At 50.5% G+C, this 7,559-nt stretch carries 9 protein-coding genes and 1 pseudogene; 9 read left to right on the top strand and 1 reads right to left on the bottom strand.

The window, feature by feature from the left end:
- Positions 1-101 precede the first annotated feature (101 nt).
- Positions 102-1,010, bottom strand: coding sequence for a hypothetical protein (locus KKD83_10945; GenBank protein ID MBU2536657.1), 909 nt, complete (start codon positions 1,008-1,010; stop codon positions 102-104).
- Between the two features lie 327 nt (positions 1,011-1,337).
- Between KKD83_10945 and KKD83_10940 the strand changes: the two genes are divergently transcribed.
- The 9 genes and pseudogenes from KKD83_10940 to KKD83_10900 all read left to right on the top strand — a co-directional run bounded on the left by KKD83_10940 (position 1,338) and on the right by KKD83_10900 (position 7,537).
- The gene (locus KKD83_10940) at positions 1,338-2,381 is read left to right on the top strand and encodes a dehydrogenase (protein ID MBU2536656.1); all 1,044 of its coding nucleotides are present in this window, start codon (positions 1,338-1,340) and stop codon (positions 2,379-2,381) included.
- A 42-nt stretch (positions 2,382-2,423) separates the two neighbouring features.
- The gene (locus KKD83_10935) at positions 2,424-3,269 is read left to right on the top strand and encodes a sugar phosphate isomerase/epimerase (GenBank protein ID MBU2536655.1); all 846 of its coding nucleotides are present in this window, start codon (positions 2,424-2,426) and stop codon (positions 3,267-3,269) included.
- Between the two features lie 204 nt (positions 3,270-3,473).
- Positions 3,474-4,139 carry a Na+/H+ antiporter subunit E gene (locus tag KKD83_10930; protein ID MBU2536654.1) on the top strand — a complete coding sequence of 222 codons (666 nt, stop codon included), beginning with the start codon at positions 3,474-3,476 and terminating at the stop codon, positions 4,137-4,139.
- Positions 4,136-4,405 carry a pH regulation protein F gene (locus KKD83_10925; protein MBU2536653.1) on the top strand — a complete coding sequence of 90 codons (270 nt, stop codon included), beginning with the start codon at positions 4,136-4,138 and terminating at the stop codon, positions 4,403-4,405. Before KKD83_10930 ends, KKD83_10925 begins: the two co-directional genes overlap by 4 nt.
- Positions 4,405-4,740 (top strand): monovalent cation/H(+) antiporter subunit G, encoded by a 336-nt coding sequence (gene mnhG / locus KKD83_10920; protein ID MBU2536652.1) that lies wholly within the window; start codon positions 4,405-4,407, stop codon positions 4,738-4,740. Before KKD83_10925 ends, mnhG begins: the two co-directional genes overlap by 1 nt.
- Positions 4,737-5,296 (top strand): annotated as a pseudogene (locus tag KKD83_10915) (DUF4040 domain-containing protein). Before mnhG ends, KKD83_10915 begins: the two are co-directional and overlap by 4 nt.
- Positions 5,250-5,687 (top strand): sodium:proton antiporter, encoded by a 438-nt coding sequence (locus KKD83_10910; protein ID MBU2536651.1) that lies wholly within the window; start codon positions 5,250-5,252, stop codon positions 5,685-5,687. The pseudogene KKD83_10915 and the gene KKD83_10910 overlap by 47 nt, the downstream one beginning before the upstream one ends.
- A complete protein-coding gene (locus KKD83_10905; protein ID MBU2536650.1) occupies positions 5,681-6,064 on the top strand; it encodes a cation:proton antiporter subunit C in 384 nt (127 codons plus the stop codon). Before KKD83_10910 ends, KKD83_10905 begins: the two co-directional genes overlap by 7 nt.
- A complete protein-coding gene (locus tag KKD83_10900) occupies positions 6,065-7,537 on the top strand; it encodes a monovalent cation/H+ antiporter subunit D family protein (protein ID MBU2536649.1) in 1,473 nt (490 codons plus the stop codon).
- The last annotated feature ends 22 nt before the right edge of the window (positions 7,538-7,559 follow it).

Genomic DNA, 7,559 nt, shown 5'->3' with positions numbered 1-7,559 from the left:
TTTCGAGAGCGGCACCATGAACCACTCGGACACCTCTCCCAGCTTCAAATTCTACCAAAAACCGACGACTAAAATCCATTCTGCTACTAATTTGCTACTAACTATTCAAAACCAAAAGACCCTTCCCACCAGTTCCATTCCCGACCAGTACCAAATTGACGTATTGCTGCATATATATTCTTAAATGTTTTGTCATAGTTTTCGTAGTAGTTCTCCCAGTAATCTATTAGGTCATCATCTTCATATATCACACCGGGTGTTCTCCCCCAAGATAACCACGCATATCTATCCTTGGTAGTCAGCGCAGTAGCTTCAATAGCTACTTTATAATCTGATGTATATGCAATCACCCACGCATGGTCAAGTACAGCTTCTCCCGCAGGGTCTGGACCAACAACAATTTCTGCCCAAAATCCAGCATTCTCCAAAGCCCACTCAAGGTACGCTGCTGATTCGCTGCAATCAAACACGTGTAGTTCATAGTCTCTGGGTAATTTGAAGTCGGAAGTAAGGAACTTGCTTAACTCTTCAAAAGTATTTTCGTAATGCTTAAATGTGCCAGTTGAGTAATATGAGTTGGGCACACTCTCGTATTCGTCAACGATACCCTGTAAATAATCGTTATCTCTTTCAAGCTCTCTGTTTTCTGACCTTAACAATAATACTTCTCGATTCAAGTTATCATACTCTTTCTCGAGGGTTTCTTGACTCGTTTCTAGTTCTCCAATCTTGACTGTAAGGGATTGATTGATCCTATTCAAAGAATCATATGACCCCTGAAGTGTGAGGTAATTATCATTTAGCTGATTGTAGTTATTGAGAGTAGTTCTATAGTCTGTATCAAGTGTGTTATAACTGGCCTGCAGATTATTGTAACTGCCTTGAAGTGTAGCATGATTGTATTGGAGTTCAGTAACTCTATCTGTCAGGTTAGTTATGCTCATCCAAAAGAATACGCCACCACCAACTAATGCCACAGCTAACACAGAAATGATTATTAGATATTTCATCTGACTGCCCCCTTATCAGGAAGGGTATTCGTATGGGAGAATTATAAACCGTGGAAGGTCGCATAACAAGATATCGGCCCAGTTAAGGATAGGTCTTTTTTGATTAGTGATTAGTTAGCAGGAATTAGCTACGATTCGATAAGTTGCTTTTCTGGATGCTTGCTGAACATATCATCAAATCTCTTGGCTGCCGCCTCTTGAAGCCCCGGCGCAACGTGTGAGTAGGTGTCCAGGGTAATTACTATATTTGACAAAAAAGAGCCTGTGGAATTAATCTTTATAGATATTCAATGTTGAATACAGAAATTTACCTAAAGGAGGACCAGTTTGCGAAGTAAAGCCAGAATCGGACTGACCAGGGATTATTTCGATGAAAAAGGAAAATTCTGGATGCCCGGGCCGGGATTGAAGCTGCTCGATGATATGCCCGGTGTGGAATACCAGATGTTCCCGGAATTCAAACGGGAAGTAACGCCGGACCAGATAGAGGACCTTGACATGGTGGTCAGCTTCAGGCCGCTGTGGACAAGGCAGAGTCTTGCTGGAAATGAGCGACTCGTCTCCATACACCGGGGCGGGGTAGGCTACGAAAGGCTGGACGTGCCCGCCCTCACCGACGCCGGCATCATGCTGTTCATCACGCCGGATGCGGTAAGACGCCCGATGGCTGTAGTGTATATGACCTTCATTCTTGCCCTGAATATGCGCCTTTTGACCAAAGATAAACTGATTCGTGAAGGGCGCTGGGCGGAACAGTCCCACTATCAGGGCTGGGGGCTGGTGGGGAGAACTTTAGGGGCGGTGGGCGTCGGCAACATCGGCCATGAGATGTTCAAGATGGCCATGCCATTTGAAATGAAGCACATTGCCTACGACCCATACCTCAAGCCGGAAGCAGTTGCCGATGTGGGAGTACAGCTGGTCGACTTTGATACCGTGCTGAAAGAGTCAGACATCCTGTGCATTATCTGCCCGCTGAATGAAGAGACGCGGCATATAATCGGCGAAAAAGAACTGAAGATGATGAAAGAGTCTGCCTTCCTGATAAACGCCGCCCGCGGGCCGATAGTTGATGAAACAGCACTGATTAAGGCGCTGAATGAAGACTGGATACGCGGTGCCGGACTTGACGTCTTTGAACAGGAACCGGTTCAGAACGATAACCCGCTGCTCAAGATGGACAACGTCGTCCTGAGCCCCCACGCCCTGGCACAGACCGACCAGACATTCAGCACCATGTGGGATATCATCGTTGGGCAGATGGCAACGATTCTACGCAACGAGATACCGACAACCCTGGTTAACAGAGAAGTGCTGGACAGTGCCAAACTGCAAACCAAAATGAAAAAACTTCAGGAAAGAATCAAATAGGAAATATATGATAGACTGTCAGGTCGAAAAAGGAGATTTTATATGTCGAAAGTAAAGTTCTGCCTCTTTGCCTCAACGCCGGACATGCTGCAGCTGGACTTTGTGGTGAAGGTGCTCACCGGCACCCCGGAGGAACTGGGCAGGACCGCGATGAGCTGGGGATATGACGGCATCGAGTTCATGCCCGACCCCGAACGGACTCCCGACCCGGAATTATTCGGTCGAATGCTGGGAGGAACCGGTGCGGTAATGCCGGTGGTGAACAGCGGCCGTATTGCTGCCCAGGGGATGGCGCTTCTGCACGAGGACACAGCCGTTCGGAAGAAAGCAATCGATGGTTTCAAGCGAATGCTGGACTTTGCCGGCTATTTTAAAGCCAGGGTGGGTCTTGGAGCGTCGCGGGGCAGGGGAATTCCGGGAATGAGCAAAGATGACATGCTAAAGCTTGCCGAGGAGATATTCCGTGAGCTTACCGGGCATGCTGAAAAAGCCGAGGCAATTATCATGCTGGAGCCCGCGGAGGCAGAGTACACCAGCTTATTCAATACCAATGCAGAAGTCATGGCCATGGTCGAGAAAATCAGCAGCCCAAATTTCAGCATCATGCTGGATACCCACCAACTCTACGTGGCAGAACCATCGATAGAACACGGCATCAGAGCCGCCAGGGGTCTGGCCAGGCACATTCATCTTTATGAGCCAAGTCGATTGCCTCCGGGCGTCAGCACAGAGAAAGAGACGCTGGACTGGCCAAATATCGTCCGCGTGTTGGGGGAAGAAAGATTTGAGGGCTCGGCGTCAGTGGTTATTGTTCCGAAAGGAGATCCGGAACCGATAGCTCGAAAATCGGTAGTCTACCTGAGAAAGATTTTTGAGGGCAATTCTTAATCAGATGTAAAAAGGGCCATGCGATATCATTTAGTATGGTACAATATAAAAACTAATCAGCTTTACAGCCCGGGATATCCGTTCGATAAGCATATCTGTTGACTTTTATAAAATTGATAAATAAGTATTATTATTGACCATTACCGGCAAGACGATGGAAGTCGTGGTTCAGACCAAAAGTCTAAGCTTATGGCAGGAGAAACAATGTCTCTTGAAGAGCGGAACCAAAGCCCTGTTGCTGACCCAGAAGTGTCGGAAATAATCGAAGACACTCTAGACGTGCCTAAAATCACGATTCACGGCCAGAATCGATTGTTCAGCATTGCCCTGCAATTTGTTGTCCTGTTTGCCTTCTGGCTTCTGCTGTCCGGTCGTTATGAAGCCAAATACATCATCATCGGTGCCATTTCCGCCGCACTGGTAACCTTCCTCACCAACGACCTTTTCTACTCCGTGCTTCAACGTGGTGAACGACTGGATATCAAGGCAGGACAGGTTCTCCTGCAGATGTGGCGTTTTCTCCTTTACATTCCCTGGCTGGTGCTTCAAATCATTATGGCGAACGTGCAGGTCGCCTACCTTGTGCTCCACCCCAAAATGCCGATCGAGCCCGTACTGCTCCTTTTCCGCACCCGGATGCGCAAGGGAATTGCTCAGGTAACGCTGGGCAATTCTATCACTCTAACACCGGGCACCATCACTACCAGTTTAGAGGACGGCAACTATATTATTCATACATTGAAGCCACCACTGGCTTCGGGTCTCGTAGAAGGAAAGATGCAGAACAGGATAGCCAAGGTGTACCTGGAGGAGAAAGAGCCAAAACCAGAGGTCCGTTGGGTTTACTCTCTGGAGGAGCTCGAACAATGAGTTCTTTCCTTCTGGGTATTACCGTATTCATTATCGTGCTTACTGCTATTTCGCTGTACAGGGTGGCGGTGGGCAAAACCATCTTCGATCGGATAATCGCCGCCGGACTGGTGGGAACCAACGGCTTTGTTATACTGATTTTGATCGGTTTTCTCTTTGAACGCGTCAACATGTTCATCGATATCGCCATCGCATACGCGCTGCTCAACTTTGTCATCGTCATTGTGCTGGGCAAGTACTTTGACCGGGGAGGGGAGAGGCTCTGATGGCAGGAGTGGTAATAGCCATTATTCTGATAGCGGCCGGCGTTTTCTTCCTGACGGTAAGCGTCCTGGGGCTACTCCGCTTTCCCGATTTCTACGCCCGGACCCATGCCGTGGGCAAATCGGAGACGCTGGGCTCAATACTGGTGCTGGGTGGCCTCGCCGTCTACAACGGGTTGGAACTGAGCACTGTGAAAATACTGTTCATTCTGTTCTTTGCCTTGATCGCCAATCCAACGGCCATACACGCTGTTGCCCGGGCGGCACTGCGTACCGGCCTCCAGCCCTGGACAAGGCAGAAAGCGGCACAAAAGGGAAAAAGGACCGAACAGCCATGATCTGGCAGGTAGATTTCTGGTTGCTGGTGATACTGGTAATAACTGCGCTCATCGCGCTGTCCGTGCATGACCTTTTAGCGGCGGTGGCGGCGCTTGCTGCCTACAGTTTCTTTGTGGCGCTGCTTTTCAGCCAGATGGGAGCAATTGATGTTGCCTTCGTCGAAGCAACGCTGGGGGCGGGGATAAGCGGGGTGCTCTTCATCGTGGCCCTATTTCTTACCCGACGGAGGTCAGAAGATTGAAGTGGTTTAATGGGCTTATTATGCTACTGTTCGTGGCGTTGATGCTGTACGCCACCGTTGGCCTGCCAGACCATGCTGACCCACAGGCCCCGGCGAATGTCCATGTCTCCCCGACGTATATTGAGGACTCGGTGGGGGATACCCATACACCGAATGTCGTTACCGCAGTCCTGGCCGACTATCGCGGCTATGACACCTTAGGTGAGACGATAGTGATTTTCACTGCCGGGCTGGCCTGTATCCTGATTCTTATGAAGAGAAAGGTAAATGATAAAGCTACACTATCAAAGCATCATCATTCAGACCGTATGTAGCCTGCTGATACCGTTCATTCAACTCTTTGCGCTCTACGTTATCATACACGGGCACTATGGGCCGGGCGGAGGCTTCCAGGGAGGAGTCCTGCTGGCCGTGAGCGTCATACTGCAGAGATTGTATCTGGGTGCCAAAATCTCTTATCGTAAATTCTCCCCAAAACTGGCACTGGCATTAGGCGCCACTGGCATGCTCATCTTTGGCCTTGCCGGGGTGGTTCCCATGGCCTTCGGTGGAGCTTTTCTGGACTACGGAAGCCTGCCCATTTTTTGGGTGCATGGTGCCGAGTTGAGGGCGCTCGGTATCCTGATTGTGGAGGTAGGCATCGGCCTGGCCGTTTTCGGCACGCTGGTGCTGATTTTCGATAACCTGGTTGGTGAAAGATGGTAGTTATTGATTTATTCCTGTCCCGGTACGTGTACTTCATGATCGTCATCCTGCTGGCCATCGGCCTCTACGGGATGCTCGGCAAGCGCAACCTGCTGAAAAAACTCATCGGGATGAACATCTTTCAGACCGCCATCTTTCTTTTCTTTATTGAGGGTGCTACCAAACTAGGCGGTTCGGTGCCGGTCATCGATGAATTACTCGGTATGGAGGCGGCCAAGTACGTTAATCCTCTGCCGCATGTACTGATACTGACCGGGATTGTGGTGGCGATTTCCCTTACCGGTGTTGCCCTGGCCTTTCTCATCGTTATCTACCGTTCCTATAAAACTCTGGATGATGGGGCGATAATGGCAAATATGAAAGAGAATTCGGAGTAAATGTCCAGCTTATCGATTCTTATCCTCGCGCCATTATTACTGTTTTGCTTTATTTCGGCGCTGGTTGGGATATGGCGGCTTCGATGGGCCTATGCGACGGCGGCGATTGGCATGGCGCTGGCACTGGTAGCCGCCGGTACCGGGCTTTTCCGCGTCCTTTCTGACGGGGAGCTACGCTATTTTCTCGGAGGATGGCCGCCGCCCTTCGGCATAGAATATGTCCTCGACCACCTCTCGGCATTCATGGCTTTAATCATCGTGTTCATCGGCCTTATTGCGGTGATTTACCCGCCGCAAGCAGGACTATACCATACCCCCCGACGTGGCATTCCCGCTTACGGGCTAATCCTTTTGCTCATCGCCGGACTGGTTGGCGTTGTGGTTACCGGCGACCTTTTTAACCTCTTTGTCTTCCTGGAGATATACTCGTTAGCCAGCTACGCGCTGATTACGCTTGGCGGGGATAAGGCGGTGGTGGCCAGTTTCCGCTACCTTATACTGGGGACAATCGCGGGCAGTTTTTACCTGCTGGGCGTGGGGTTTATCTATTTTTCCACCGGCACGCTCAATATGGCAGACGCCGCCCAGCGCCTGCCGCCGCTTTATGGTTCACCCACCATCATGGCCGCCGTGGCGCTGATTATTGTCGGCATGGGAATCAAGATGGCGCTGTTCCCGCTGCACGTATGGCTGCCTGATGCTCACAGCTATGCGCCTCCCGTCGTGGCGGCAATCCTGGCGGCAATACAGATTGAGGTCGCCGCCTATGTTATCGTGCGCATGATGCTCACCATATTCCAACCCCAATATTTCATTGATATCCTGCCGGTGACCACGATAATTGGCTGGGTGTCGGCGGCAGGCATTATTTTTGGCTCGGTGATGGCCATTGCCCAGAAGGACTTTAAGCGCATGCTCGCTTACAGCACCGTGGCCCAGGTGGCCTATATCGGACTGGGCATCGGCCTGGCCAATCCGTTTGGCCTCATCGGGGCCTTGCTTCACATTCTGAACCACGCCTTCATGAAGAGCTGCCTCTTTTTAATTGCCGGCGGCATCAGGTACCAGACCGGGCTGCATGCAATATCACAGTTTGCCGGTCTGGGGCGCAAGATGCCACTGATGATGGGCGCTTTTACCGTGGCTGCTTTATCCATGGTGGGTATCCCGCCCATGGCCGGCTTTTTCAGCAAATGGTACCTGGTGCTGGGCGGCATAGAGGCCAATAACTGGGCCTTTGTCGCCGTTATTCTGGCAAGCAGCCTGCTGACTGCGGTCTACTTCTTCCGCATGATTGAAAAGCTCTTCACTACACCTTCCACCAACGACTCAGCGGTAGAGCAGGCGACAGAGCCTCCGGCTAGGATTCTAGTACCCATTCTCATCCTGGCGATAGGCATAATAATTTTGGGACTGATAAACGCGCTTATAGTCTCATATGTATTAAACCCTATAGTGGCGCTTTTGCCATAGCGAGGAAAACGGATAATTAGTT

The sequence above is a fragment of the Chloroflexota bacterium genome (assembly GCA_018829775.1).
Classification (GTDB): Bacteria; Chloroflexota; Dehalococcoidia; order Dehalococcoidales; family RBG-16-60-22; genus E44-bin89.
The sequence above is the reverse complement of the archived record's forward strand: the minus strand, read 5'-3'. Positions and strand labels throughout refer to the sequence as shown.